At 52.0% G+C, this 25,800-nt stretch carries 22 protein-coding genes; 11 read left to right on the top strand and 11 right to left on the bottom strand.

What is annotated here, in order from left to right:
• Positions 1–59: 59 nt before the first annotated feature.
• The 5 genes from OGV80_RS09750 to OGV80_RS09730 are packed head-to-tail and all read left to right on the top strand — an operon-like array spanning position 60 to position 6,926.
• A complete protein-coding gene (locus tag OGV80_RS09750; protein WP_286514714.1) occupies positions 60–3,800 on the top strand; it encodes a nitrate reductase subunit alpha in 3,741 nt (1,246 codons plus the stop codon).
• Positions 3,797–5,341 carry a nitrate reductase subunit beta gene (narH, locus tag OGV80_RS09745; RefSeq protein ID WP_008784807.1) on the top strand — a complete coding sequence of 515 codons (1,545 nt, stop codon included), beginning with the start codon at positions 3,797–3,799 and terminating at the stop codon, positions 5,339–5,341. The genes OGV80_RS09750 and narH overlap by 4 nt, the downstream gene beginning before the upstream one ends.
• The gene (gene narW / locus OGV80_RS09740; RefSeq protein ID WP_286514711.1) at positions 5,341–6,036 is read left to right on the top strand and encodes a nitrate reductase molybdenum cofactor assembly chaperone; all 696 of its coding nucleotides are present in this window, start codon (positions 5,341–5,343) and stop codon (positions 6,034–6,036) included. The genes narH and narW overlap by 1 nt, the downstream gene beginning before the upstream one ends.
• Entirely contained in the window at positions 6,033–6,713 is a 681-nt protein-coding gene (gene narI / locus OGV80_RS09735; RefSeq protein WP_003833047.1) for a respiratory nitrate reductase subunit gamma, read from the top strand. Before narW ends, narI begins: the two co-directional genes overlap by 4 nt.
• A 6-nt stretch (positions 6,714–6,719) precedes the next feature.
• Complete coding sequence (locus OGV80_RS09730) at positions 6,720–6,926, top strand: PhzF family phenazine biosynthesis protein (protein ID WP_286514958.1); 207 nt, start codon at positions 6,720–6,722, stop codon at positions 6,924–6,926.
• A 58-nt stretch (positions 6,927–6,984) separates the two neighbouring features.
• Here OGV80_RS09730 and nhoA read toward each other — a convergent pair whose 3' ends face one another.
• The gene (gene nhoA, locus OGV80_RS09725; protein WP_286514710.1) at positions 6,985–7,830 is read right to left on the bottom strand and encodes an N-hydroxyarylamine O-acetyltransferase; all 846 of its coding nucleotides are present in this window, start codon (positions 7,828–7,830) and stop codon (positions 6,985–6,987) included.
• Positions 7,831–8,037: 207 nt separating this feature from the next.
• Between nhoA and OGV80_RS09720 the strand changes: the two genes are divergently transcribed.
• The 4 genes from OGV80_RS09720 to OGV80_RS09705 all read left to right on the top strand — a co-directional run bounded on the left by OGV80_RS09720 (position 8,038) and on the right by OGV80_RS09705 (position 13,771).
• Positions 8,038–9,717: a sulfatase-like hydrolase/transferase gene (locus OGV80_RS09720; RefSeq protein WP_286514708.1), complete on the top strand. Its 1,680-nt coding sequence runs from the start codon at positions 8,038–8,040 to the stop codon at positions 9,715–9,717.
• Between the two features lie 62 nt (positions 9,718–9,779).
• Positions 9,780–10,937 carry an anaerobic sulfatase maturase gene (locus OGV80_RS09715; protein WP_286514705.1) on the top strand — a complete coding sequence of 386 codons (1,158 nt, stop codon included), beginning with the start codon at positions 9,780–9,782 and terminating at the stop codon, positions 10,935–10,937.
• Between the two features lie 70 nt (positions 10,938–11,007).
• Positions 11,008–11,580, top strand: coding sequence for a flavin reductase family protein (locus tag OGV80_RS09710; protein ID WP_286514702.1), 573 nt, complete (start codon positions 11,008–11,010; stop codon positions 11,578–11,580).
• A 214-nt stretch (positions 11,581–11,794) separates the two neighbouring features.
• The gene (locus OGV80_RS09705; RefSeq protein ID WP_286514696.1) at positions 11,795–13,771 is read left to right on the top strand and encodes an alkyl/aryl-sulfatase; all 1,977 of its coding nucleotides are present in this window, start codon (positions 11,795–11,797) and stop codon (positions 13,769–13,771) included.
• Between the two features lie 38 nt (positions 13,772–13,809).
• On the opposite strand, the gene pptA is transcribed toward OGV80_RS09705, so the two are convergent.
• Positions 13,810–14,037, bottom strand: coding sequence for a tautomerase PptA (pptA, locus tag OGV80_RS09700; protein WP_043016288.1), 228 nt, complete (start codon positions 14,035–14,037; stop codon positions 13,810–13,812).
• A 34-nt stretch (positions 14,038–14,071) separates the two neighbouring features.
• Positions 14,072–15,124, bottom strand: a complete 1,053-nt coding sequence (locus tag OGV80_RS09695; RefSeq protein WP_370638287.1) for a LacI family DNA-binding transcriptional regulator — start codon at positions 15,122–15,124, stop codon at positions 14,072–14,074.
• A gap of 271 nt (positions 15,125–15,395) precedes the next feature.
• Between OGV80_RS09695 and OGV80_RS09690 the strand changes: the two genes are divergently transcribed.
• Positions 15,396–16,592: an L-talarate/galactarate dehydratase gene (locus OGV80_RS09690; RefSeq protein WP_286514693.1), complete on the top strand. Its 1,197-nt coding sequence runs from the start codon at positions 15,396–15,398 to the stop codon at positions 16,590–16,592.
• Between the two features lie 73 nt (positions 16,593–16,665).
• Entirely contained in the window at positions 16,666–17,976 is a 1,311-nt protein-coding gene (locus OGV80_RS09685; protein ID WP_043016285.1) for an MFS transporter, read from the top strand.
• Between the two features lie 70 nt (positions 17,977–18,046).
• On the opposite strand, the gene OGV80_RS09680 is transcribed toward OGV80_RS09685, so the two are convergent.
• From OGV80_RS09680 to OGV80_RS09650, 8 genes are all read right to left on the bottom strand, one after another.
• Positions 18,047–18,664 (bottom strand): glutathione S-transferase family protein, encoded by a 618-nt coding sequence (locus OGV80_RS09680; protein ID WP_286514690.1) that lies wholly within the window; start codon positions 18,662–18,664, stop codon positions 18,047–18,049.
• An 81-nt stretch (positions 18,665–18,745) separates the two neighbouring features.
• Positions 18,746–19,519: an amino acid ABC transporter ATP-binding protein gene (locus OGV80_RS09675; RefSeq protein ID WP_043016283.1), complete on the bottom strand. Its 774-nt coding sequence runs from the start codon at positions 19,517–19,519 to the stop codon at positions 18,746–18,748.
• Positions 19,503–20,429, bottom strand: a complete 927-nt coding sequence (locus tag OGV80_RS09670) for an amino acid ABC transporter permease (protein ID WP_286514688.1) — start codon at positions 20,427–20,429, stop codon at positions 19,503–19,505. The genes OGV80_RS09675 and OGV80_RS09670 overlap by 17 nt, the downstream gene beginning before the upstream one ends.
• Positions 20,430–20,438: 9 nt before the next feature.
• Positions 20,439–20,948 carry a GNAT family N-acetyltransferase gene (locus OGV80_RS09665; RefSeq protein ID WP_075146187.1) on the bottom strand — a complete coding sequence of 170 codons (510 nt, stop codon included), beginning with the start codon at positions 20,946–20,948 and terminating at the stop codon, positions 20,439–20,441.
• Positions 20,949–20,958: 10 nt separating this feature from the next.
• The gene (locus OGV80_RS24500; protein ID WP_087053348.1) at positions 20,959–21,891 is read right to left on the bottom strand and encodes an ABC transporter substrate-binding protein; all 933 of its coding nucleotides are present in this window, start codon (positions 21,889–21,891) and stop codon (positions 20,959–20,961) included.
• An 11-nt stretch (positions 21,892–21,902) separates the two neighbouring features.
• Positions 21,903–23,216: an LLM class flavin-dependent oxidoreductase gene (locus OGV80_RS24495; protein WP_502873994.1), complete on the bottom strand. Its 1,314-nt coding sequence runs from the start codon at positions 23,214–23,216 to the stop codon at positions 21,903–21,905.
• Positions 23,217–23,241: 25 nt separating this feature from the next.
• Positions 23,242–24,363 (bottom strand): amidohydrolase, encoded by a 1,122-nt coding sequence (locus OGV80_RS09655; RefSeq protein WP_286514683.1) that lies wholly within the window; start codon positions 24,361–24,363, stop codon positions 23,242–23,244.
• Complete coding sequence (locus OGV80_RS09650; RefSeq protein WP_286514681.1) at positions 24,363–25,361, bottom strand: MsnO8 family LLM class oxidoreductase; 999 nt, start codon at positions 25,359–25,361, stop codon at positions 24,363–24,365. Before OGV80_RS09650 ends, OGV80_RS09655 begins: the two co-directional genes overlap by 1 nt.
• Positions 25,362–25,800: the final 439 nt, after the last annotated feature.

Raw genomic sequence — 25,800 nt, 5'->3', positions numbered from 1 at the left:
TCGGCCAGGCCGGGAGTTCGATTCACCGTCGGCAATATTATCGAAGCAGGAGTTATGTCATGAGTAAACTGTTAGACCGCTTTCGCTACTTTAAACAAAAGGGCGATACGTTTGCCGAGGGGCACGGGCAAGTGATGCACACCAACCGGGACTGGGAAGACAGTTATCGTCAGCGCTGGCAGTTCGACAAAATTGTGCGTTCTACCCACGGTGTTAACTGTACCGGCTCATGCAGCTGGAAAATCTACGTCAAAAATGGACTGGTAACCTGGGAAACGCAGCAAACCGACTACCCACGAACCCGCCCTGACTTGCCAAATCATGAACCCCGCGGCTGCCCGCGCGGCGCCAGCTATTCCTGGTATCTTTACAGCGCCAACCGCCTGAAGTATCCGCTGGTGCGTAAACGTCTGATAGAACTGTGGCGCGATGCCCTGTCCCGCCAGCCCGATCCGGTGCTGGCCTGGGAATCCATTATGAACGACCCGCAAAAATGCCAGAGCTACAAGCAGGTACGCGGGCGCGGAGGTTTTATCCGCTCCAACTGGAAAGAGCTTAATCAGTTGATTGCCGCCGCTAACGTCTGGACAGTGAAAACCTATGGCCCGGACCGCGTGGCTGGATTCTCCCCGATCCCTGCGATGTCGATGGTCTCCTATGCTGCAGGTACACGCTATCTCTCGCTACTGGGCGGAACCTGCCTGAGTTTCTATGACTGGTACTGCGACTTACCGCCCGCCTCACCAATGACCTGGGGTGAGCAAACCGATGTGCCAGAATCCGCCGACTGGTATAACTCCAGTTATATCATCGCCTGGGGCTCTAACGTGCCGCAGACCCGTACCCCGGATGCGCACTTTTTCACCGAAGTACGCTACAAGGGCACCAAGACGATTGCCATTACGCCGGATTACTCGGAAGTCGCTAAACTGTGCGACCAGTGGCTGGCACCTAAGCAAGGCACCGACAGTGCGCTGGCGATGGCAATGGGCCACGTCATCCTGAAAGAGTTCCACCTCGACAATCCCAGCGATTATTTCCTCAATTACTGTCGTCGCTATACCGATATGCCGATGCTGGTTTTACTGGATGCCCGGGAAGATGGCAGCTATGTGCCTGGACGCATGATGCGCGCCTCAGACCTTGTCGATGGTCTGGGTGAAAGCAACAATCCGGAGTGGAAAACGGTAGCCTTTAACAGTGCTGGCGAACTGGTTGTCCCGAACGGATCTATCGGTTTTCGCTGGGGTGAGCAAGGCAAATGGAACCTGGAACCCCTGGCGGCTGGCGCGGAAACTGAGCTTACTCTCTCGCTGCTCGGTCAGCATGATGAAGTGACCGGTGTGGCATTCCCCTATTTTGGCGGAAATGAAAACCCGCATTTTCGCAGCGTAAAACAAGAACCGGTGCTGATCCGTCAACTGCCGGTAAAACATCTTACTCTCGCCGATGGCAGCCGTTGCCCGGTGGTGAGCGTCTATGATCTGGTATTGGCGAATTACGGCCTCGACCGTGGTCTGGATGACGTTCTTAGCGCGCAAGATTACAGCGAAGTGAAAGCCTATACCCCTGCCTGGGGCGAGCAAATTACCGGCGTGCCACGCCGTCATATCGAACAAATCGCCCGCGAGTTTGCCGATACGGCGCATAAAACGCATGGCCGTTCGATGATCATTCTCGGGGCTGGCGTCAACCACTGGTATCACATGGATATGAACTACCGTGGCATGATTAACATCCTCGTGTTCTGTGGATGCGTGGGGCAAAGCGGCGGCGGCTGGGCGCACTATGTGGGCCAAGAGAAACTGCGACCGCAAACAGGTTGGTTACCGCTGGCCTTTGCGCTCGACTGGAACCGACCACCCCGTCAGATGAACAGCACTTCGTTTTTCTACAACCACTCCAGCCAGTGGCGTTATGAAAAACTCACCGCGCAAGAACTCCTCTCTCCGCTGGCCGATGCGTCGAAGTTTACCGGACATTTGATTGACTTTAACGTGCGTGCAGAAAGGATGGGCTGGCTGCCGTCCGCGCCGCAGCTTAACCTCAACCCACTGACCGTTAAAGCAAAAGCCGAACAGGCGGGGCTGTCTCCTGCGCAATACACCGCCCAGGCGCTGAAATCGGGGGATATTCGTTTTGCCTGCGAGCAGCCGGATAGCGGTAGCAACCATCCGCGCAACCTCTTCGTCTGGCGCTCTAACCTGCTCGGCTCCTCCGGTAAAGGGCATGAATACATGCTCAAGTATTTACTGGGTACCGAAAGCGGGATCCAGGGGGAAGCGCTTGGCTCAAGCGAGGGTATCAAACCTGAAGAGGTTGAATGGCAGTCGGCGGCGATAGAGGGCAAACTTGATCTGCTGGTCACGCTCGATTTCCGTATGTCGAGCACCTGCCTGTTCTCCGATATCGTTTTGCCAACCGCTACCTGGTATGAAAAAGACGATATGAACACCTCGGATATGCATCCGTTTATTCATCCGCTGTCGGCAGCGGTCGATCCCGCCTGGGAATCGAAGAGCGACTGGGAAATTTATAAAGGCATCGCCAAAGTATTCTCTGAAGTTTGCGTCGGACATCTTGGACAAGAAACGGATGTGGTATTGCAACCGCTGCAACACGACTCCCCGGCAGAGCTGGCGCAGCCGTTTGACATTCTGGACTGGCGCAAAGGCGAATGCGATCTTCTCCCGGGGAAAACGGCGCCGAATATCGCCGTTGTGGAACGCGACTACCCTGCCACCTACGAACGCTTTACTTCACTTGGTCCACTCATGGACAAGCTCGGCAACGGTGGGAAAGGCATAGCGTGGAATACCCTGGCGGAAGTCGATTTCCTCGGCAAGCTTAACTACACCAAGCGCGAAGGTCCGGCGAAAGGACGTCCGCTGATTGACACCGCGCTGGATGCCTCTGAGGTGATCCTTGCCCTGGCGCCGGAAACGAACGGTCAGGTGGCGGTGAAAGCCTGGGAAGCGCTGGGGGCGATGACCGGACGCGACCATACGCATCTGGCGTTGAACAAAGAAGACGAGAAGATCCGTTTTCGCGATATTCAGGCCCAACCGCGCAAAATCATCTCCAGCCCTACCTGGTCCGGGCTGGAAAGTGAACATGTCTCTTATAACGCTGGCTATACCAACGTCCATGAGCTGATCCCCTGGCGTACGCTGTCAGGTCGCCAGCAGTTGTATCAGGATCACGCGTGGATGCGTGCGTTCGGTGAAAGTCTGGTGGCGTATCGCCCGCCTATTGATACCCGCAGCGTCAGCGAAATGCGCGAAGTTCCGCCTAACGGCTTCCCGGAAAAAGCGCTCAACTTCCTGACCCCACACCAGAAATGGGGGATCCACTCTACCTACAGCGAAAACCTGCTGATGCTGACGCTGTCTCGTGGCGGCCCCATTGTCTGGATCAGCGAGACCGATGCCAAAGAGTTGGGCATTGAGGATAACGACTGGATTGAAGCCTTCAACGCCAACGGCGCGCTTACCGCGCGTGCAGTGGTGAGTCAACGCGTGCCGCCGGGAATGACCATGATGTATCACGCTCAGGAGCGAATCATGAATATCCCCGGCTCAGAAGTCACCGGAATGCGTGGCGGGATCCATAACTCGGTCACCCGCGTATGCCCGAAACCCACGCATATGATTGGCGGCTATGCGCAACTGGCATACAGCTTCAACTATTACGGCACGGTCGGCTCTAACCGCGATGAGTTCATCATGATTAGAAAAATGAAAAATATTAACTGGCTGGATGATGAAGGTCGCGATCAGGTACAGGAGGCGAAAAAATGAAAATACGCTCACAGGTAGGCATGGTTCTTAATCTGGATAAGTGCATCGGCTGCCACACCTGCTCCGTTACCTGCAAAAACGTCTGGACCGGACGTGAAGGGATGGAATACGCGTGGTTTAACAACGTCGAGACCAAACCGGGTATAGGTTATCCGAAGAACTGGGAAGATCAGGAAGAGTGGCAAGGCGGCTGGGTTCGCGATGTTAACGGCAAAATAAGACCGCGTCTGGGCGGCAAGATGGGCGTAATCACCAAAATTTTCGCCAACCCGGTGATCCCGCAAATTGACGACTACTATGAACCGTTTACCTACGATTATCAGCATCTGCATAGCGCGCCGGAAAGCAAGAATCAGCCCACCGCACGCCCACGTTCGCTGATCGATGGTAAACGGATGGACAAGATTATCTGGGGGCCCAACTGGGAAGAGCTGCTGGGTGGCGAGTTCTCAAAACGCGCCCGCGACCGTAACTTTGAGAAAATGCAAAAGGAGATGTACGGCCAGTTCGAAAACACCTTCATGATGTATCTGCCGCGTTTGTGTGAGCATTGCCTGAACCCAAGTTGCGTCGCCACTTGCCCGAGTGGTGCTATCTATAAGCGTGAAGAAGATGGCATCGTGCTGATCGATCAGGACAAATGTCGCGGCTGGCGCTTGTGTATCAGCGGTTGTCCGTACAAAAAAATCTACTTTAACTGGAAGAGCGGTAAGTCTGAGAAGTGCATTTTCTGCTACCCGCGTATTGAGTCTGGCCAGCCGACGGTATGTTCGGAAACCTGCGTTGGACGTATTCGTTATCTCGGCGTATTGCTGTACGACGCCGACCGTATTGAAGAAGCGGCCAGCACCGAGCATGAGACCGATCTCTATGAGCGTCAGTGCGATGTGTTCCTTAATCCGCACGACCCGGCGGTCATTGAAGAAGCGTTAAAACAAGGTATTCCGCACAACGTCATCGAAGCGGCCCAACGTTCGCCAGTTTACAAAATGGCGATGGACTGGAAGCTGGCGCTGCCGCTGCATCCGGAATATCGCACCCTGCCGATGGTCTGGTATGTTCCGCCGTTGTCACCGATTCAGTCGGTCGCTGACGCGGGCGGACTGCCGCACAATGGCAACATTCTTCCTGCGGTTGAATCACTGCGAATTCCGGTTCAGTACCTCGCCAACATGCTAAGCGCAGGCGATACCGGTCCGGTGCTACGCGCGCTCAAACGGATGATGGCCATGCGCCACTATATGCGCGCGCAAACCGTCGAAGGCGTGACGGACACCCGGGCGATTGAGGAAGTGGGTCTGACCGTTGAGCAGGTTGAGGAGATGTACCGCTATCTGGCCATCGCCAACTATGAAGACCGCTTCGTGATCCCAACCAGTCACCGTGAAATGGCGCGTGACGCCTTCCCGGAGAAAAATGGTTGCGGGTTTACCTTTGGTGACGGCTGCCATGGTTCAGATACCAAATTCAACCTGTTTAACAGCAGTCGTATTGATGCCATCGACATCACCGAAGTGCGCGATAAAGCGGAGGGGGAATAATGCAAATCCTGAAGGTTATCGGCCTGCTGATGGAATATCCCGACGAGCTGCTGTGGGAGTGTAAAGACGAGGCGCTGGCGCTTGTGGCCAGCGATGCCCCTATGCTTACCGAATTTAGCCAGGGGTTGCTCAATGCCCCACTCCTGGATAAACAAGCCGAATGGTGCGAAATATTCGACCGGGGCCGGGCCACCTCTCTGCTGTTGTTTGAACACGTCCACGCCGAGTCCCGTGATCGGGGCCAGGCGATGGTTGATCTGCTGGCACAGTACGAAAAGGTCGGGCTACAGCTTGACTGCCGCGAACTGCCGGATCATTTGCCGTTGTATCTGGAGTATCTGAGCGTGCTGCCGGAGGCCGAGGCCAAAGAAGGACTGCAGAACGTCGCACCGATTCTGGCGTTACTGGGTGGGCGCTTAAAACAGCGCGATACACTGTGGTATCAACTGTTCGACGCCCTGCTGCTGCTTGCCGGAAGCCCTCTTTCAAGTGACAGTGTCACCAAACAGGTTGGCGCGGAAACCCGCGATGATACCCGTCAGGCGCTGGATGCAGTCTGGGAAGAGGAACAGGTGAAGTTTATCGAAGATAACTCCACCGCCTGCGACAGTTCACCGTTACAAAACTATCAACGACGCTTTAGCCAGGACGTGGCGCCGCAGTATGTCGACGTCAGCGCGGGAGGCCCGAAATGATACAGTACCTGAACGTCTTTTTTTACGATATCTACCCGTATCTGTGTGGGACGGTGTTTATCCTCGGCAGTTGGCTACGCTATGACTACGGGCAATACACCTGGCGCGCCTCTTCCAGCCAGATGCTGGACAAACGCGGTATGGTATTATGGTCCAACCTGTTCCACATCGGCATTCTTGGGATCTTTTTCGGACACCTGTTCGGCATGTTAACGCCGCACTGGATGTATGCCTGGTTCCTGCCGATTGCGGTAAAGCAACAGATGGCAATGATTGCCGGTGGGCTATGCGGCGTGCTAACGCTGGTTGGTGGCGCAGGTTTGCTGGTGCGCCGTCTGACCAACCCGCGTATTCGTGCGACATCTTCCACCGCCGATATTCTGATCCTCTGCGTTCTGTTGATTCAGTGTATCCTCGGCTTAACCACCATCCCGTTCTCTGCGCAACATCCAGACGGCAGTGAAATGCTGAAACTGGTCGGTTGGGCCCAGTCGGTGGTGACTTTCCAGGGCGGCGCATCTGCGCATCTGGATGGCGTGGCGTTGATTTTCCGTGTGCATCTGGTTCTTGGGATGACTATCTTCCTGCTGTTCCCGTTCACTCGCCTGGTCCACGTCTGGAGTGCGCCGTTTGAGTACTTTACCCGTCGCTACCAAATAGTGCGTTCCCGCCGCTAATTTCCTCTGCTGCCCGGTAGCGCTTGCGCTTACCGGGCCTGGATGGCGCATGATGGGGAAACGTTACGTGTTCAGGGACATCAGGGCCGCGCGCTCGGGCGTGACGGGATTGTTGATGTAACGGTGACTATCCGTGAAAACCTGCCGGAAAAAGTCACCATTACCGGTTCGGCGGTGATCTTGTTTCACGCAGAATGGGCAATAGATTTTTAATCATTTCCGTAAGCCGGATAAGGCGATGACGCCGCATCCGGCATGACTTACGATGCCCCTATTTTCCCGCCTCCGGATGCGTATCAAACGCCGCCATGACCGTCGCCAGCTCACCGAGTGTAAACCCATGCTTCACATCATCCACGCCTAGTCCAAAACGTTCTTGCAACAAAGCATACAGGCTGGCGACGTCCGGCAGATTAATCTGCTCCACCGCGTGTCCATCCTGATAATGGGTAAAATGAAAATTGGTTAATGTTAATTTCCCGCCGTCAGGCAGATGACGACACATCAGCAGATGATGGCGAAAATGCGATTGTGGCCAGTGAGCAGACCAAAAGTTGCCCATCAGATAATCGCTCTGGTGCTGTACCACCAGGTCGAAATGGTACATCGATTGCCAGTGTTCATGATGACGGAACTGCAGGATCCAGTCTTCACCCTCCTGAATCAGCCGATACTCGCCGTGTGGCGTCTTCTGCTCAATGTTAGCCTGCAGACGAATCGGCGCCGTCAGCGTTTGCCCGCCGAAGCCAACGTCGGCAATCCACTGTTCTCCTTGTAACTCGACCAGCAGCAAACGATGCGTGCGCGGCGGCAGGCTTGACGGATTTGCCAGTACCACACGCCCGAGCAGACTGCGTACGTTAAAACCGATCTCACGTAGCGCTCGTTCAAACACTCCGTTCTGTTCAAAGCAATAACCGCCGCGACGCGCCGTTACCAGCTTCTCTTCCAGCGACAAATCGTCAAGCTGCATTTCACGGGGCAGCAATACATCCAGGTTTTCAAAAGGTATGGCGGCGTTGTGCAATAAATGCAGCGCTCGTAAGGTTTCAATGTCGACCCTGACCAAATCTGACCAACCAATACGGGCAAAATAAGCGGTTAAAAAAGGCGTCATACGGGTCCTGTGGGTAATTTCTGTCATTAGATGGCGACAGTATAGTGCCATTCCCGCTGAAGCAATTTATTTAGTCCGTTTTTAGCCAAAAGGGCCAACATCATGTCCTATTTTTATACGCAGGCCATTTTGTGACCTGATTCATTCTTTCATCTTATTTTCTGAAGCAAAATAACAACCCCTACAAAACATATGGAATTGACTATTATGAGACTTTTGTCACGCAAGGGCGCGATTGCAGCCTCTGTATCAGCAATACTGGCGTCAGGTTTGCTGACTTCGGCAGCACAAGCAGATAACGTAAAGCTGAAAGCAACAAAAACAAACGTTGCATTCTCAGACTTTACCCCGACCGAATACAGTACCAAAGGAAAGCCTAACGTCATTATTTTGACCATGGACGATCTGGGTTACGGACAATTGCCATTTGACCAACGTTCTTTTAAGCCTGAATCAATGGAAAACCGTGAGGTCGTTGACACTTATAAAATTGGTATTGATAAAGCGATAGAAGCAGCGAAAAATTCGACTCCAACATTGCTTTCATTAATGGATGAGGGCGTACGCTTCACGAATGGCTATGTTGCACACGGTGTTTCTGGTCCGTCACGTGCCGCTATTATGACGGGGCGTTCACCTGCTCGCTTTGGTGTTTATTCCAATACAGATGCACAGGATGGTATTCCATTAAGTGAAACGTTCCTACCAGAACTGTTTCAAAATCATGGTTACTATACCGCCGCAATTGGTAAATGGCATTTATCGAAAATTAGCAATGTTCCGGTTGCTGATGACAAACAAACCCGCGACTATCACGATAACTACACTACATATTCAGCTGAAGAATGGCAGCCACAAAATCGCGGTTTTAATTACTTTATGGGATTCCATGCGGCGGGTGTTGCCTACTATAATTCCCCCTCTCTGTTCCGAAATCGTGAGCATATTCAACCGAAGGGATATATCAGCGACCAATTGACGGATGAAGCCATTGCCACCATTGACAGAGCCAAAACCTTGGATCAGCCGTTCATGTTGTACCTGGCATACAACGCACCACATCTGCCAAACGACAACCCTGCTCCGGCGCAGTATCAAAAAATGTTCAATACTGGCAGTGCAACAGCAGACAACTTTTATGCCGCTGTATATTCCGTGGATCAGGGAGTAAAACGAGTTCTGGATAAGCTCAAAGAAACAGGACAATACGATAATACCATTATTCTTTTCACTTCAGATAATGGAGCCGTGATTGATGGCCCACTTCCTTTGAACGGCGATCAAAAGGGATATAAGAGCCAAACTTATCCTGGGGGAACACATACGCCAATGTTTATGTGGTGGAAAGGAAAGCTGCATACGGGAAATTACGACAAACTTATTTCAGCTATGGATTTCTACCCCACCGTCCTTGACGCTGCGAAAATAACCATTCCGCAAAATTTGAAACTGGATGGTACCTCGCTGCTGCCTTATCTGACAAAAAACAAGAGCGGTGCGCCACATGATTATCTGACCTGGGTCACGTCCTATTCCCATTGGTTCGATGAGAAAAACATTCCATTCTGGGATAACTACCACAAGTATGTACGGAAAGAGTCCAATGATTATCCTAACAACCCTAATACGGAAGATTTGAGCCAATTCTCGTATACCGTACGAAGTAATGATTATTCTTTGGTTTATACCTTTGAAAATAAACAATTGGGTTTATATAAGCTAAACGATCTGCAGCAAAAAGATAATCTGGCCACACAACATCCTGATGTCGTGAAAAATATGCAGGGCGTTGTGAAAAACTTTATCAAAGAAAGCAAACCACCGTTGAGTCAGGTTAATCAGGAAAAATTCAACAACATCAAAAACGCCCTTAACAGCGAACAATAATCTCGGGCTTCGCTCATGGCGGCAAGGTGTTTCCTTGTCGCCTTAATTTTCAGAGAAAAATTATGCATATCACTGCCAAACCAACCAGTTATCAATGCAATCTTAAGTGTGAGTACTGTTTCTATCTGGATAAAGAAGCACAGTTCTCTCATCAGAATCAGATGGATGACAGCACGCTTAAACATTTCATCAAGACATACATCAACGCGGGTGGCAAAGAGGTGTATTTTACCTGGCAAGGCGGTGAACCTACGCTTGCTGGAATCGATTTCTTCCGAAAAGCGGTTGCCTATCAGAGGCAGTTTGCGGGCTGCAAGAAAATCCATAATGCCTTACAGACCAACGGTTTTTTGCTCAATGAACAGTGGTGCCAGTTCCTCAAACAACATAATTTTTTGATCGGTATATCTATTGATGGTCCGCAACCATTACACGATCGCTATCGATTGACTCGTTCCGGGAAAGGGACATTTGATAAAGTCATATCTGCAATTAACTTATTGAAAAAGCATGATATTGAGTTTAACACATTAACAGTGGTGAATAATCACAATGTTCATCATCCCCTCGATGTCTATCGTTTTTTGAAATCGATTGGCAGTCAGCATATGCAGTTTATTGAGCTACTGGAAACCAGCGAACCCAATATCCATTTCGATACTCCGTCAGATACATTTCATCTGATTGATTTTTCAGTGCTTCCTGCTGATTATGGTCATTTTATGTCGGCCATCTTTAATGAATGGGTAAAAAAAGATGTTGGAACGGTATTTGTTCGCCAATTTGAAAGCACTCTTAGCCGCGTGCTCGGAAACGGGCATACCAGCTGTATCTTCCAGGAATCATGCCGTAATAACTTTGTACTGGAATCCAACGGTGACATCTATGAATGCGATCATTTCGTTTGGCCTGAGTTTAAGCTGGGAAATATTGCGAACGCAGAGCTATCTTTACTGGAGAGTGAGCAGTTAACTTCGCAAAAAACGAGACTGGCAACTGAGTGTCTGCAATGTGTCTACAAACCGCTATGTAATGGTGGTTGTCCAAAACACAGAATAAACGCAGGTTCAGGTGCAAAAATTTCTTATTTTTGTCAGGGATACCAGATGATGTTCACCACCATGGTACCTTACCTTAACGCATTTGTAGAACTCGCCCGACATAATGTGCCTCTGGACTACATCATGTCGATTAATGACAAAATAGCCATCAACAAATGATGAAGTTTTGCTCATTGCCGCGTTGCCGCAATCGAAACTTCACCCTATTCGTTCACCACAGGGTATCGCCATGAGCCATTTTCGTCCGATCGAATTAAAACACGCCAGTCGGCTACTCAATCACGGTCCTACGATATTGATAACCAGCCGGGATGAGCATACCGAGCGGCGCAATGTGATGGCAGCGGCATGGTCAATGCCCGTGGAGTTTGAACCACCGCGGGTAGCAATTGTTGTTGATAAGACCGCCTGGTCGCGTGAACTAATCGAACGTAGCGGTAAATTCGGCATCGTTATTCCGGGCGTTGCCGCCGTCAACTGGACCTGGGCCGTAGGCAGCGTTTCTGGTCGAGCGGAAGATAAATTCAACTGCTACGGCATTCCCGTAGTGCAAGGACCGGTCCTGGGTTTACCGCTGATAGAAGCGAAATGCCTGGCCTGGATGGAGTGTCGCCTGTTGCCGGCCACTGCGGCACTAGAAAAATATGACACGCTGTTTGGGGAAGTCGTCTCGGCTGCCGCTGATGAGAGAGCCTTTGTCGAAGGACGCTGGCAGTTTGATGATGGCAAGCTCAATACGTTGCATCACCTTGGGGCCGGAACGTTTGTCTCCAGCGGGAAGCGCATTATCGCTGGTGAATGATACTCTGCCAACGGATGGCAGTTCTCCGCTGTCATCCGCAACTGTTTTCTTAAAACTGCTGAAAAACCAATCAGATAAATTCTCCCTCCTTCCTTGCTGAATCATTCGCGTGAATTATAGTTAATCTTGCACTAACGCAAATATCTAATCAAAACACTATCCGTGAAAGCAGCATCCCCCAACTGTACTTATGAAGTGTCAGAGAGGTTTTACGATGCAACTTAATAGAATCGCACAGAGTTTTATACTGGCTGGGTTACTCACATCGTTATCTGTTCCCGTTATGGCCGCTGAAGCTCCCAAAGACGCCACCGCCTCCACGCAACAAGCCAACAACGCGCTATACAACCAACTGCCATTCTCCGATAACACCGACTTTACCGACGCCCACAAAGGCTTTATCGCTCCACTCCCGCAGGAAGTGATCAAAGGTGAAGAGGGAAATGTTATCTGGAATCCGCAGCAATACGCGTTCATCAAAGAAGGCGATAAAGCGCCGGATACGGTAAACCCGAGCCTGTGGCGCCAGTCCCAGTTGATCAACATTAGCGGGCTATTTGAAGTAACGGATGGCGTTTACCAGATTCGTAACCTCGATCTGTCGAACATGACCATTATTGAAGGTAAAGAAGGCGTTACCGTCGTTGACCCGCTGGTTTCTGCAGAAACGGCTAAGGTCGGGATGGATCTTTACTTTAAAAACCGTGGTCAAAAACCGGTTGTCGCGGTGATTTATACCCACAGCCACGTTGACCATTACGGCGGCATACGCGGCGTTGTTGATGAAGCCGACGTTAAAGCGGGCAAAGTGAAAATTTATGCGCCTGCCGGATTTATGGAAGCAGCGGTCGCTGAGAATATCATGGCAGGTAACGTCATGAGCCGTCGCGCGAGCTACATGTACGGCAACCTGCTAAAACCTGATGTCAAAGGTCAGGTCGGCGCGGGACTGGGAACCACAACTTCTGCGGGAACCGTTACCCTGATTGCGCCAACGAATATCATTGAGAAAGATGGACAAAAAGAGGTCATTGACGGCCTGACCTATGATTTCATGCTGGCTCCGGGTTCTGAAGCGCCTTCGGAGATGCTGTGGTACATCGAAGAGAAGAAACTGATTGAATCTGCTGAAGATGTCACCCACACCCTGCACAATACCTACTCTCTGCGCGGAGCCAAAATCCGTGAACCGCTGCCGTGGTCCAAATACATCAACGAAGCGATTGTCCGCTGGGGTGATAAAGCAGAAGTGCTGATGGCGCAGCACCACTGGCCTACCTGGGGTAATGACAAGGTTGTAAGCCTGCTGAAAAGCCAGCGCGATTTGTACCGTTACATCAACGACCAGACGTTGCGCATGGCTAACGAAGGTCTGACCCGCGATGAGATCGCCGCAAACTTTAAGCTGCCGGACTCACTGGCCCACACCTGGGCTAACCGCGGTTACTATGGCTCCGTGAGCCATGATGTAAAAGCAACCTATGTGCTCTATCTTGGATGGTTTGACGGCAACCCGGCCACGCTGGATGAACTGCCGCCGGAAGAATCTGCGAAGAAATTTGTCGACTATATGGGCGGCGCTGACGCTATTTTGCAGAAAGCAAAAGCCGACTATGACCAGGGTAACTACCGTTGGGTAGCTCAGGTGGTGAGCAAAGTGGTGTTTGCCGATCCGAATAATCAGGCCGCGCGTAATCTGGAAGCGGATGCGCTGGAGCAATTGGGATATCAGGCTGAATCCGGCCCGTGGCGTAACTTCTATCTGACCGGGGCGCAAGAGCTGCGTAACGGCGTAGTCAAAGGCCCAACTCCGAATACCGCCAGCCCGGATACCGTTCGCGCCATGACGCCGGAAATGTTCTTCGATTATCTGGCGGTGCATATCAACGGACAAAAAGCGGGCGATGCGAAGTCGGTGTTTAACATCGACCTTGGCAGCGACGGTGGTAAATACAAACTTGAGCTGGAGAATGGCGTACTGAACCATACCGCCAATGCCGAGGCAAAAGACGCCGACGCCACCGTCACGCTGAATCGCGACACGCTGAACAAAATCATCCTCAAGGAAGTGACGCTAAAACAGGCGCAAGACAGCGGTGATGTGAAGATAACCGGTGACGGCGCCAAGCTTGATGCCATGCTCGGCTATATGGATAAGTTCGAATTCTGGTTCAACATCGTTACGCCGTAAGCACAACGAAAATGGGCGGATTATCCGCCCGTTTTTTCTTACATACTGTAGCCGGGTTTTTTAATCAACTTTGCCATCTGCGGCGCTATTTCCGCATCCCACACGCCCTGCCACGCCTCGGGCTCAATTTCATTGAGCGCCACGCTCACGGAACTGTCTTTGCTTTGCAAATGACGAATAATGACCTCGGTAATATCCGCCGCCAGCGCATTTTTTTGTTCGTCGGTAAGGGAGCGGGGAAAACATTTAATATCAACGTGCGGCATAGCAGATTCCTTAATGTTTTGGGATGCAGGTAACTTATGCGGACTCTCGTTCAACCAGGTGAAATCCGACATCAATAATATCGTCTTCACGCGGAATTTGTTCGATACGATCGGCAAGCAGAGAGGCGGCACGTTGTCCAATGGCCCGTCGGTCGACGCTGACGGTGGTGATGGCTGGTCGGTTACTGGCAGCAAAATCGAGATCGCCAAAACCGATAACCGCTAACTCCTGCGGCACGCGTAGACCACGACTTTCGGCTTCCATGATCGCCCCCTGGGCTAGCGTATCTGAGCTACAGACAATGACATCAAAAGCGCCTTCAGCCAATAGTTGAGCTAATCCGCTGCGCCCCAATGCCAGAGAGGCAGGTAGCGGGACATCCACCTGAGCCTCAGCGGCAATACCATGACGACTCAGCGCATCGCACAGTCCTTGTTTACGCTGGCCTGCCCGACGATCGGCTGTCCATAGCAAGCCAGGACGGCGATAGCCTTTTTCCAGCAAATAATCTGCCACCGCCATCCCGACTTTTTCATGCGAAAATCCGACCAGCATATCAATAGGTGTTGGCGTTAAATCCCAGATCTCCACGACCGGAATGGCTGCATTAAGAATCACCTTTTTCAGTTCGGCGGTATGATGAATGCCGGTGAGCAGTACGCCATCCGGGCGGCGAGAAAGCAGTGTCGCCACCAGCTCAGCCTCTGTTTGCGGCGTATAACCCGACACACAGAGTAAGATGTGGTATCCGCGTTCAGCCAGTTCATCGCTCAATGACTGGATGGTATCGACAAACATATTGTTATTAATTTGCGGGACCACCACGGCGATAAGCTTACTGCGTCGTGACGCCAGTCCGCCGGCCAGCGCGTTGGGAATATAGCCGGTGGCGCGTACCGCTTGCATTACTTTTTCCACCGTTTTCGGGCGCACCAACTGCGGGGTATTCAACGCCCTGCTCACCGTCATGGGTGACAATCCCGCGGTACGGGCAACATCTTCCAGCGTGGGCGCGCGCGGAGGTCTGGAGTTTTTCACTGTCGATGCCCTTGTCAAAAATCGCCGATGTATCCTGGCATTATTCATCATGATTTGGGCTATTGCCAGCGTCGCTCGGTGATAATGCAGGGAAAACAGCAGCTTAGTTAATTATCGCCGCTCAAAATGATAGCGCAATCACAACGATTTGTGCATTTCTCCATAAAGTATTGGAATGTGACGTCGTTTATAATTTACCACCCTTTTCTCTCAGTATTTGTGAGCGATTGTTCAAATCGCAGTCAATTCACTGGCGCAGTGATTGCGCTAATATTAAAAATGATAGCGCAATCATTTGTCATAACCAGGAGAGAACATTATGTCTTTAAGTGCCAATTCTGATGCCGTGACCTATGCCAAATCGGCCAATGCAAAAACCGCGGCAGAAACCGGCGATCGGATCGAATGGGTTAAGCTATCCCTCGCTTTCCTTCCCCTGGCAACACCAGTAAGCGATGCCAAAGTGCTGACCGGTCGTCAGAAACCTCTAACCGAAGTCGCCATTATCATCGCCGAGATCCGCAGCCGTGACGGGTTTGAAGGCGTTGGATTCAGTTACTCAAAGCGGGCTGGCGGTCAGGGGATCTATGCGCATGCCAAAGAAATTGCCGATAACCTGTTAGGCGAAGACCCAAACGATATCGACAAGATCTACACCAAGCTGTTGTGGGCTGGCGCCTCCGTGGGACGTAGCGGCATGGCGGTTCAGGCAATCTCCCCTATCGATATCGCCTTGTGGGATATGAAGGCCAAGCGTGCAGGGTTGCCGCTGGCAAAACTGCTGGGTTCGCATCGGGACTCCGTGCAGTGCTACAACACCTCCGGTGGATTCCTGCATACCCCGCTGGATCAGGTGCTTAAAAACGTGGTTATTTCCCGTGAAAACGGCATTGGCGGTATCAAGCTCAAGGTTGGTCAACCAAACTGCGCTGAGGATATTCGTCGCTTAACCGCGGTGCGTGAAGCGCTGGGTGATGACTTCCCGCTGATGGTCGATGCCAATCAGCAGTGGGACCGGGAAACCGCCATCCGTATGGGACGTAAAATGGAGCAGTTCAATCTGATCTGGATTGAAGAGCCTCTGGACGCCTACGACGTTGAAGGTCACGCCCAACTGGCCGCCGCGCTTGATACCCCGATTGCCACCGGTGAAATGTTGACCAGCTTCCGCGAACATGAACAGTTGATCCTCGGAAATGCCAGCGATTATGTGCAGCCCGATGCTCCGCGTGTGGGGGGAATTTCACCGTTCCTGAAAATTATGGACCTGGCGGCGAAACACGGACGCAAACTGGCTCCGCACTTCGCCATGGAAGTTCACCTGCATCTGTCCGCAGCGTATCCCCTTGAGCCATGGTTGGAACATTTTGAATGGCTGAACCCGTTATTTAATGAACAGCTTGAGTTGCGTGATGGCCGGATGTGGGTTTCCGACCGTCACGGCCTGGGGTTTAGCATCAGCGAGCAGACGCGCCGCTGGACACAATTGACCTACGAGTTTGGTAAACGTCCTTAATTTATTTGGCGGGTAAGTAATACCCGCCCTCTTCCCTACAGAAACGCTCTCAACCTTATGAAAGGAGTGGGTGATGAACACAATAATAAAGCGTACAAAAGTGCGTTACGGCATTCTGATATTTCTGTTTCTTGCTACCGTATTTAATTACGCCGATCGCGCGACATTATCCGTCGTGGCTCCGATTATGAGCAAAGAATTAGGTTTTGATCCTGAAGCAATGGGGCTGGCCTTTTCTGCCTTCGGTATTTCTTATGTCATTATGCAACTGCCCGGCGGCTGGCTCCTGGATCGCTATGGTTCTCGTCTGGTATACGGCTGCGCATTGATTGGCTGGTCGCTGGTAACGATGTTTCAGGGCACCATTTATCTGTACGCCAGCCCACTTGTCGTATTGATTATCTTACGACTACTGATGGGGGCGATTGAAGCTCCAGCCTTTCCAGCCAACAGCCGATTAAGCGTGCAGTGGTTTCCTAATAACGAACGGGGCTTTGTTACCTCTGTCTATCAGGCCGCACAATATATCTCGTTAGGGATTATTACGCCGTTAATGACGATTATTTTGCATAATCTAAGTTGGCACTTTGTTTTTTATTACATTGGGGCGATTGGCGTTATTCTTGGCATTTTCTGGCTGGTGAAGGTCAGAGACCCTATGCATCACCCGAAGGTAAACCAGCAGGAAATTGACTATATCAGGGAAGGCGGTGGCGAACCGTCGCTGGGTAATAAAAAAGAGCCACAGAAAATTACCTTTGCGCAAATTAAAAGCGTCTGCGTCAACCGCATGATGATTGGCGTTTATATTGGACAGTTCTGCGTGACGTCAATCACCTGGTTTTTCCTGACCTGGTTTCCTACCTATCTGTATCAGGCTAAAGGCATGTCGATCCTTAAAGTGGGATTTGTCGCCAGTATCCCTGCCATTGCCGGTTTTATCGGTGGATTGTTGGGTGGCGTTTTCTCCGACTGGCTTTTAAAACGCGGCTACAGCCTGACAATTGCCCGTAAGCTGCCGGTTATCTGTGGGATGTTGCTTTCCTGCGTCATCGTTATCGCGAATTACACATCGTCAGAATTTGTGGTTATCGCTGCGATGAGTCTGGCGTTCTTCGCCAAAGGCTTTGGCAATCTGGGATGGTGCGTTCTCAGCGATACCTCACCAAAAGAAGTGCTTGGCATTGCAGGAGGCGTATTCAATATGTGCGGCAATATGGCCAGTATCATCACACCACTGGTGATCGGCGTCATTCTGGCGAATACCCAGTCCTTTGATTACGCCATCCTGTATGTCGGCTCGATGGGGCTGATCGGCCTGGTTTCCTATCTGTTTATCGTGGGTCCGTTGGATCGTATTACGCTCACCCCTTCTGTTGCGTAATTTAAACTTATGGCGATAGTCCGCCCGCTGTTCCGGGAATTGCACTCCTGCGGAACAGCGTTTTTTTTATTTAAATAATCTTATTGTTTTTCAGTACAGTACGCAGCCGTGGGTGCTGACAAACCGCATCGGCGATAGCGCTAATATTCGGCGTGTTGTCCTGAAACCAGTCATGACCCGGTCCCCAGGTGCGCATAACGGCAATATAAACGTCCAGCAGCGTTAACTGCTCCCCGAACGCGTACGGCTCGGCGCTTAGCTGGTCGTTCAGCCATATATAAAGCGATTTACGGTACTCAATACAGTTCTTTTTCAACTGCGCCGGGGCGTCCGGTGCCCAGCGTTGTGGGTAATCGGCATAGGTAAACGTGGGATAGACATTTGCCACCAGCCATATCAACAGACGCTGAAACTGCTGGCGCTCAGGGTGACCAACGGGTGGTGAAAGTGCTGGACAACGATCGAGGATCATCAGCGCGATCGCCGCCGTTTCCGTCATCACGCTGCCATTTTCCAGTATTAGTGTGGGCACCTGGCATAGCGGATTCATTGTTTTAAGCAACTCCCGCGAAGGACCATCGCTGTCAAAACCGTCCACATCAATAAAGCGGTAAGGGATATCCGCCAGTGTGAGCATCACTTCACTGATGGCCGATCCCCAGCCCGGTACCCCATAGACCTTAATCATGCTGCACCCCACAAAGTTAAAACCCTAAGTGTAGAGCAGCATTCGACATCCTATGCAGACATGCCCATCTTTCCCTGAAACTCACAGCACTTTCGACAAGAACTGCTGGGTACGTGTGTGGCGCGGATGATTCAACACCTGCTCGCTGCTGCCCTGCTCGACGATTTTGCCATCGACCATAAACACCACCTGATCCGCGACTTCCCGGGCGAAGCCAATCTCGTGCGTCACCACAACCAACGTGGTTCCCGACTGTGCCAGTGCTTTAATGACATCCAGCACTTCACCGACCAGTTCAGGATCCAGCGCAGATGTCGGTTCATCAAACAGCATAACGCGCGGATTTAGCGCCAGCGCACGGGCAATAGCGATCCGCTGCTGCTGACCGCCGGACAGATGTCGCGACCAGGCATCGGCTTTATTCCGCAGTCCTACCGCATCAAGCAGAGTTAATGCTCGCTCGGTGGCGGCTTTTCGCGATGCCAGACCGTGCGCAATGGGCGCTTCAATCAAATTCTCCAGCACGGTTAAGTGCGGGAACAGATTAAAATTCTGGAACACATAGCCGACGTTAACGCGCTGGCGCAAAATTTCCGCCTCTTTCAGCTCATACAGCGTGTCTCCCTGCCGACGATAGCCAATGTAATCACCATCGATTTGAATAAATCCCTCATCGACGCGTTCCAGATGGTTGATGGTCCGCAGGAGTGTGGATTTCCCTGAACCGGACGGCCCGAGAATGACCGTTACCGTACCAGGAGGGATCTCCAGCGACACATTATCCAATGCTTTGTGGCGGCCAAAGTATTTGCTGACGCCGGTAATGGAAATATGGCCTTCAGGCGAGTGGGACATGGACGGCCTCCTGCTGTGGATGTTGACGACTGCGTTTTTCTGCACGACTCACCCGGGCAGTATTGATGGCTGAACGTCGTTCGCTGCGCGCCAGCGCGCGTTCGACCAGGTGCTGAATTAGCGACAAAATGCTGGTGATCACCAGATACCATACCGCGCCCACCATCAGCAGCGGGATCACTTCCTGCGTGCGGTTGTAGATCATCTGGATGGTATAGAACAGCTCCGGCATTGCCAGCACGTATACCATCGCAGTCCCTTTTGCCAGACTGATGATTTCATTGAATCCAGCAGGCAAAATGGTGCGCAGCGCCTGCGGCAGAATAATCCGCAGCGTACGTCGCCATGCCGGTAAACCCAGCGCTGCCGCTGCCTCATACTGACCGTGATCGACCCCTAAAAATCCACCCCGAATAATTTCAGCGGTATAGGCGCTTTGCACCAGTGTCAGGCCAATCACCGCAGTGGAAAACTGGCCGAGCACATTGATGGTCTCAAAACTTCCCCACTGAATGGGCGTAAACGGAATACCAATCGCCAGCGTGTCGTACAGATAGGAGAAGTTGTATAAAACGATCAGCACCACAATCAGCGGTAACGAACGAAACAGCCAGATGTATCCCCATGCCAGAAAGTTCAACAGCCAGGAAGATGAAAGCCGTGCCAGCGCCAACAGACCGCCGATAAGAATACTCAACAGCGTCCCGATAAGCGTCAGTAACAGCGTTTGCCCGAGGCCGGACAAGATAACCGGATCAAAGAACCAGCGGGCAAACACGCCCCATTCCCAGCGCGGATTAAACGCCACAGACTGGATAATCACCGCCAGTACAAACAAAGCAATGACCGCGCCAACGGTGCGCATGGGATAACGCGCCGGTACGACTTTAATGCTATCCGTCGTTTTCATCTTCTCTCCTCAGGCGATTCTGGCCTGACCGGCGATAGTTAACAGTTTGGTAAAGCGCAGCCGGCCATCAAACGGCGGCAGGCTGTACTCTTCGGGATCGCGCGTCGTATCAAATTGCGGATCGTAGCCCTGACTTAAGTAAAGCCGGACGGCTTCCGGCTGGCGAAATCCCGTGGTCAGATAAATCCGGCTGTAGCCCGCGAGCAGCGCCCGGCGTTCCAGCTCCTGCACCACACGCGCCGCCAACCCCTGCTGACGCAGGCTGCTTTTCGTCCAGATGCGCTTAATCTCAGCGGTGTCCTTGTCGTAAGGTTTGTAAGCTCCGGTGGCGATAATCTCACCGCGGCGCTCCAGTACCACGAAAAGTCCCTGAGGCGCCAGATACCATTCCGTCAGTTCTACTTCAGCGTCGCGAGAAAAATAATCGCCATAGCGGGCGGCATATTCACCGAACAGACCGTTCAAAATTGGCTGCAGTTCGCTGGCTTCAGGTGAGACCACGCGAAATTTATCGCTCACGATGACCTCCTTAGTCGCCTAAACCGGCCGGGTTTATTTCAGATTGCGGAATACGTTCCACCCCTTCACCCCAGCGATTCAGAACCTTGTCATAGTCGCCGTTGCCAATGACCCCGTTGAGGGCAGTTTGTACTGGCAAAACCAGACCGCTGTCCTTTTTCAGCGTCACGGCAATATGCGCCGCTTTTGGCCAACCGCCATCAACGCTACCCACTAATTGTGTTTTACCGTTGAGCGCGGCTTTCCACGCGCCAATAACGTTGGGCCCGAAGTAGGCATCGGCACGGCCCGACTGCAGTGCCAGGGTTTGCGCGGCATCGTCTTTGGTATACACCGGCGTAAACGGCTGCAACCCTTTCTTCACGTTCTCATCGTTCCAGGCGAGCAGGATGGCTTCCTGGTTCGTCCCCGAACCGACGATGATGCGCAGACCGGCGATATCTTCCGCCTGATCGATTTTCTTCAGCTTGCTGCCGGTTTTGACATAAAAGCCAAGAGAGTCTTTCCGGTACGTCGCGAAATCGAATTTCTCTTTGCGCGCTTTGGTGACGGTAATATTGCTGATCGCGGCATCGTATTTGCCGGAAGTGACGCCCAGCGGCCAGTCTTCCCATGACGTGGGTACAACGTTGAGCTCCAGCCCCAGACTGTCTGCCACCAGACGCGCGATGTCCGCCTCGCTGCCGATCAGCGTTTTATTGTCATCGGCAAAGACGGTCAGCGGCGGCTGGCTGAGCCCGGCAATCGCCACGGTGAATTTGCCCGGTACGGCCAGGTGCAGGTTTGCTGGCAACTGTGCAATCGCCTGCGGATTTTTTACCGTATTAATCGGCGCTTTATTCGCTTCCAGGCTTACGCCCGTGCCGTTGATCGTTACCTCATTTGCCCAGACGGTAGCGCTGAAAGCCAGTGACAGCGCGAGGAATACTGATTTTTTCTGCATAGCGTTTTCTCTTATTGTGTGAATTGATTTGCAGGTGTCGCTAATCCCAGACTTGCGCGCAGGGTCGTACCGGGATATTCATGGCGGAACAGGCCGCGCGCCTGAAGCTCGGGGACAACCTGTTCGACAAACCGCGGGAAGGTATCCGGCGTTCCGCCCTGGATGATAAAACCGTCAGCGGCTTTTTCGTCGAACCACTGCTGCAGACCGTCGGCAACCTGTTGCGGCGTGCCGCTGAAGCGCGGACGTGGGCTGGCCGCCTCCAGTGCAACCTGGCGGAGAGTTAAGCCACGCTCACGCGCAGTGCGTTTGATCTCATCAGTCGTACTGCGAAAGCTGTTTTGCCCGAGAGAGCCCAGATCCGGGAACGGTGCATCCAGCGGATATTGGGTAAAATCATGATGTTCAAAGTAGCGACCAAGGTAGTTCAGTGCGTCGGTAATAGAGACCAGCGCAGCGGTAGTCTGATACTGCTGCTCAACGTCTTCCGCGCTGTCGCCAACAATAACGCTAACGCCCTGGAATATATGCAGTTGATCGGGATGTCGTCCGGCGTTTTCCAGCTGGCTTTTTACATCCTGATAGAACGCTTTCGCCTCTGCCAGCGACTCCTGATGGGTAAAAATGGCATCAGCATGCTCCGCCGCTAATTTCTTGCCATCTGCTGAAGCGCCCGCCTGAAATATAATCGGACGGCCTTGTGGCGTACGCCCAATATTTAATGGCCCAGCGACCTGGAAATAATCTCCATGATGGTTAAGCGTGTGCAGTTTTTGCGGATTAAAAAATTCCCCGCTTGTTTTATTACGGGTAAAAGCATCGTCTTCCCAGGAATCCCACAATCCTTTCACTACCTGTAAATATTCATCGGCAATACGATAACGCTGAGCATGCTCTGGATGCTGAGCACGGGAATAGTTTTTTGCCGATCCTTCCAGAGGCGACGTAACCACGTTCCATCCTGCGCGCCCCTGACTGAGGTGGTCCAGACTGGCGAACTGCCGTGCGATCGTAAACGGCTCGCTGTATGAGGTGGACACCGTGCCAACCAGCCCCAGATTCTGGGTGATGCTGGCCAAAGCGGATAATACCGTTAACGGCTCAAAACGATTTAAAAAGTGCGGGATTGATTTTTCATTAATATACAGGCCATCGGCGACAAAAATAAAATCCAGCTTCCCTTTTTCCGCAATAAGCGCTGTCTCTTTGACAAAATCAAGATTAATACTGGCATCGGCCTGAGCCGCTGGATGACGCCATGCGGACATATTTCCCGATGCGCCATGCAGAATAGTGCCGAGCCGTAGTTGCCGATTTTCAGCCATAATAACCCCTACCCAACAGGTAAACTTAAAGATGTGCGAATGCCGTTTTTGCTAACTGCGCAAAATAATGCGCGGCAGGTTCAATTAAACGCTCGTCCGGTTTGAATCCCGGGTGATGTAATCCGTATTCACTGGCGCTGCCAATACTGACGAATGCGCCAGGCGTATTTTGCAGGTAGACGGCAAAATCCTCCCCGCCCATATGCAGATCGGCATGGTGGGTGGTATAACCTGACTGTTTCGCCACCGCGGTGGCAATACCGGCCCAACGATCATCATTAACCAACGCAGTCGGTCCCGCATGCCAGATTACGTCGATTTGTGCGCCAAAGGCGTGAGCAAATCCGGCAGCGATGTCATTAACCCGGGCCTTAACCTGCTGCTGTACCTGGGTTCTGTGCGTTCTGAGCGTCCCTTCCAGCTCAACGGACTCTGGTAATACGTTCCATGTATTTCCTCCCTGAATACGGGTTACGCTTAGTACGACTGAATCCAGCGTGTTAACGTCGCGACTGGCAACGCTTTGCAACACCGTTACCAGTTGACTGGCGAGCAGGATGGCATCTTTGCCTTCATGCGGACGCGCCGCATGTGCGCCTTTGCCATTAATGCGCAGTACGAAGCGGTCGACATTGGCATAAAATGCGCCGCCGCGTGTGGCAAAATCGCCCACCGGTAAACCCGGCTCATTGTGCATACCAAAAATAGCCGCTACGTTTTGTAGCGCACCAGCGCGGATCAGCGTTTTTGCGCCACCGAAACTCTCTTCAGCTGGCTGAAATAAAATACGTACTCGCCCCGGTAGATATGTTTCCTGCTGTTTAAGCAGCAGCGCAGCGCCAAGCATGACGCTGGTGTGAACATCGTGCCCGCAGGCATGCATCACACCTGGCGTGAGGGAGCGAAACGGAACATCGGCACTTTCTTCAATTGGTAGCGCATCGATATCCGCGCGCAGCGCGATGATATCTTCTCCCTGGCCGATTTCCGCGACCAGACCGGTATTCAACTCAAACGGCAAAATGTCGACGTCCGCTGCGCGCAACCAGGCGTGAATGCGCGCCGTGGTTGCTTCCTCCTGCAGGGAAAGCTCCGGATGCTGATGTAATTCACGACGCCAGTCGATAAGCGTTGAGCCGAAGGTCATCAGAGCACCTCCACGGCGTTATGGGCTTGCGCCAACAAACGCAGCGATGTCAGACGCGCGTGCCCTTCCGCCACTGGCGTGTCGATAATGAACTCGTCAATACCAAATTGCGTATGCAGAGCATTCAACTTTGCCATCACTTCCTGAGCGGTGCCGTGTAACAACGCCAGCTCACGACGCGCTATTTTGCGTGGGGGACTGCCAGCCTGTGCGGCAAATGCCAGCGCCTGTTCTTCGCTGGCTACTGTGACACGTTGACCATCTTCCAGCTCTACGCCCCAGATTTGTACGTTTTCCGCCAGTTGCGCAGCGGTGTCGTGACTGTCCGCCACAATCACCTGGACGGCGACTATCGTCGGGCGTGTGCTGTGGGCCTGCCAGAAAGACAAAACGTCATGCAATAACGCTCTGTCACCGTTAAGGTGCGCAGCGAAGATAAAATTCCAGTCGGATTGCGCTGCTAATTGAGCGCTTTGCACACTGGCTCCCAGCACAAATCCTTCCGGCGGTAACGGTGGAATTGGCGTTGGGAATACCGTTACCCCACTTTCCGTTCCACTCAGCACCAGCCAGTCGTTAAGCTGGGAAAGCTGGTCAGCAAAACTGCCTTTTTCATCCTGATGTAGTCCCTGCTGTAACGCCTGGGTCGAAAGCGGTAAGCCGCCAGGGGCTTTCCCTACGCCGAGATCGACACGTCCAGGGGCCAGTGATGCCAGAAGATTGAAGTTTTCCGCCACTTTGTACGGGCTGTAATGTTGCAACATCACGCCGCCGGAACCTACGCGGATACGCTGGGTTTGCCCGAGGATCCAGGCGATCACCAACTCCGGCGATGGACTGGCCATCTGTGGCGTATTATGGTGTTCCGCGATCCAGAAACGATGGTATCCCCACTCTTCTGCCAGTTGCGCCAGACGTAACGTCCGGGCAAGCGCCATCGCGGCGGTTTCACCTTCCCCGATGGGGCTTTTATCCAGAATACTCAGGCGATATGACATGTTACGGGCCTATGCTTGTTAACATGTCTTTATTATTAATTTATTGAATAACCATACAGAAACATTTAATTCACATTTGTTCAGCTAAAAAGTAGATAACCAACCCTGTTGCCATCAGGGATAATACCAGGGGCTTGCTTTACTGGTCGGAACACTCAGCGGAACACATCCGGACTTTATGGCCTACAAAATATAATAGGGTTACTGGTTTCACAGAAATAGCATCAAAATAATTTCATACCAGTTTTCTTTTTACGAAAACGTTTTTTAGCGCGATTTACGTTAAGTCAGGTTAAACGACTTGCAACGTTATGCGGTTGTATTAAATGTTTCACTTTTATGACGCTGAATGAATAGTTCACCTGGTTTTTTTAAATTTAAATACTTCCACAGCAATGATGATTAGTAGAGAATGCAGCGTTTCTTATTAAAACGGTTT

Origin of the sequence: Citrobacter sp. Ce119, from assembly GCF_030334525.1 — a bacterium.
GTDB classification, from domain to species: domain Bacteria; phylum Pseudomonadota; class Gammaproteobacteria; order Enterobacterales; family Enterobacteriaceae; genus Citrobacter; species Citrobacter europaeus.
Note: the sequence above shows the minus strand (reverse complement) of the source record. Positions and strands in the feature narration are given on the sequence as shown.

Bases quoted from the DNA above. Each gene is read 5' to 3' on its own strand.
- OGV80_RS09650 (WP_286514681.1), bottom strand. From the start codon at position 25,361: ATGTCATATCGCCTGAGTATTCTGGATAAAAGCCCCATCGGGGAAGGT.
- OGV80_RS09680 (WP_286514690.1), bottom strand. From the start codon at position 18,664: ATGATTAAGGTCTATGGGGTACCGGGCTGGGGATCGGCCATCAGTGAA.
- pptA (WP_043016288.1), bottom strand. From the start codon at position 14,037: ATGCCGCACGTTGATATTAAATGTTTTCCCCGCTCCCTTACCGACGAA.
- OGV80_RS09710 (WP_286514702.1), top strand. From the start codon at position 11,008: ATGAGCCATTTTCGTCCGATCGAATTAAAACACGCCAGTCGGCTACTC.
- OGV80_RS09705 (WP_286514696.1), top strand. From the start codon at position 11,795: ATGCAACTTAATAGAATCGCACAGAGTTTTATACTGGCTGGGTTACTC.
- OGV80_RS09750 (WP_286514714.1), top strand. From the start codon at position 60: ATGAGTAAACTGTTAGACCGCTTTCGCTACTTTAAACAAAAGGGCGAT.
- OGV80_RS09715 (WP_286514705.1), top strand. From the start codon at position 9,780: ATGCATATCACTGCCAAACCAACCAGTTATCAATGCAATCTTAAGTGT.
- narW (WP_286514711.1), top strand. From the start codon at position 5,341: ATGCAAATCCTGAAGGTTATCGGCCTGCTGATGGAATATCCCGACGAG.
- narI (WP_003833047.1), top strand. From the start codon at position 6,033: ATGATACAGTACCTGAACGTCTTTTTTTACGATATCTACCCGTATCTG.
- OGV80_RS24495 (WP_502873994.1), bottom strand. From the start codon at position 23,216: ATGGCTGAAAATCGGCAACTACGGCTCGGCACTATTCTGCATGGCGCA.
- OGV80_RS09675 (WP_043016283.1), bottom strand. From the start codon at position 19,519: ATGTCCCACTCGCCTGAAGGCCATATTTCCATTACCGGCGTCAGCAAA.
- OGV80_RS09670 (WP_286514688.1), bottom strand. From the start codon at position 20,429: ATGAAAACGACGGATAGCATTAAAGTCGTACCGGCGCGTTATCCCATG.
- OGV80_RS09685 (WP_043016285.1), top strand. From the start codon at position 16,666: ATGAACACAATAATAAAGCGTACAAAAGTGCGTTACGGCATTCTGATA.
- OGV80_RS09695 (WP_370638287.1), bottom strand. From the start codon at position 15,124: ATGAATAATGCCAGGATACATCGGCGATTTTTGACAAGGGCATCGACA.
- narH (WP_008784807.1), top strand. From the start codon at position 3,797: ATGAAAATACGCTCACAGGTAGGCATGGTTCTTAATCTGGATAAGTGC.
- nhoA (WP_286514710.1), bottom strand. From the start codon at position 7,830: ATGACGCCTTTTTTAACCGCTTATTTTGCCCGTATTGGTTGGTCAGAT.
- OGV80_RS09690 (WP_286514693.1), top strand. From the start codon at position 15,396: ATGTCTTTAAGTGCCAATTCTGATGCCGTGACCTATGCCAAATCGGCC.
- OGV80_RS09720 (WP_286514708.1), top strand. From the start codon at position 8,038: ATGAGACTTTTGTCACGCAAGGGCGCGATTGCAGCCTCTGTATCAGCA.
- OGV80_RS09655 (WP_286514683.1), bottom strand. From the start codon at position 24,363: ATGACCTTCGGCTCAACGCTTATCGACTGGCGTCGTGAATTACATCAG.
- OGV80_RS24500 (WP_087053348.1), bottom strand. From the start codon at position 21,891: ATGCAGAAAAAATCAGTATTCCTCGCGCTGTCACTGGCTTTCAGCGCT.